This is a genomic window from Streptococcus taonis, from assembly GCF_029948085.1.
GTDB lineage: Bacteria > Bacillota > Bacilli > Lactobacillales > Streptococcaceae > Streptococcus > Streptococcus taonis.
Window position 1 is genome coordinate 1 of the sequence record NZ_JARZZP010000039.1, and the last position, 719, is coordinate 719.

The 719-nt window shown below is 42.1% G+C and carries 1 protein-coding gene; it reads right to left on the reverse strand.

Translation table 11 applies throughout. The features are described 5' to 3' along the window. Positions 1–719, reverse strand: a 719-nt coding sequence (locus QEZ38_RS09760; RefSeq protein WP_281335786.1) for a Rib/alpha-like domain-containing protein, incomplete at both ends; no start/stop codon positions are given.

Genomic DNA, 719 nt, shown 5'->3' on the forward strand with positions numbered 1-719 from the left:
GCATCTGTAGCTGGTGCACTTGGATCTTTTACAGTTACTTTAACTGGTACTTCATCCTTAGAACCATCTGGGTATGTTACAACGACTGTAGCGTCTTTGTCACCTGGGGTAGTTGTGTCTACTGGTGTCTTGAACTCTACTGTTGTTCCTTCTGGAAGATCACCTACATTACCGATTGAATCTTTAGCAGATGGTTTATCTCCTGGTTTAACAGTTTGATCTTTCGCTACTGGAGTGTTCTTATCTGCATCTGTTGGTTTTGAACTTGGGTCTGTAACAGTTACTTTAACTGGAACTTCTTCCTTAGAACCATCTGGGTAAGTTACAACTGCTGTCGCAGGTTTTTCACCTGGTGTTGTTGTGTCTACTGGATCCTTGAAGGCTACTGTTGTACCCTTAGGAAGATCACCTACATTACCGATTGAATCTTTGGCAGATGGTTTATCTCCTGGTTTAACAGTTTGATCTTTCGCTGTTGGAGTGTTCTTGTCTGCATCAGATGTCTTCTCTGGATCTTTTACAGTTACTTTAACTGGTACTTCATCCTTAGATCCATCTGGGTATGTCACAACGACTGTAGCGTCTTTGTCACCTGGGGTAGTTGTGTCTACTGGTGTCTTGAACTCTACTGTTGTTCCTTCTGGAAGATCACCTACATTACCGATTGAATCTTTGGCAGATGGTTTATCTCCTGGTTTAACAGTTTGATCTTTCGCTGT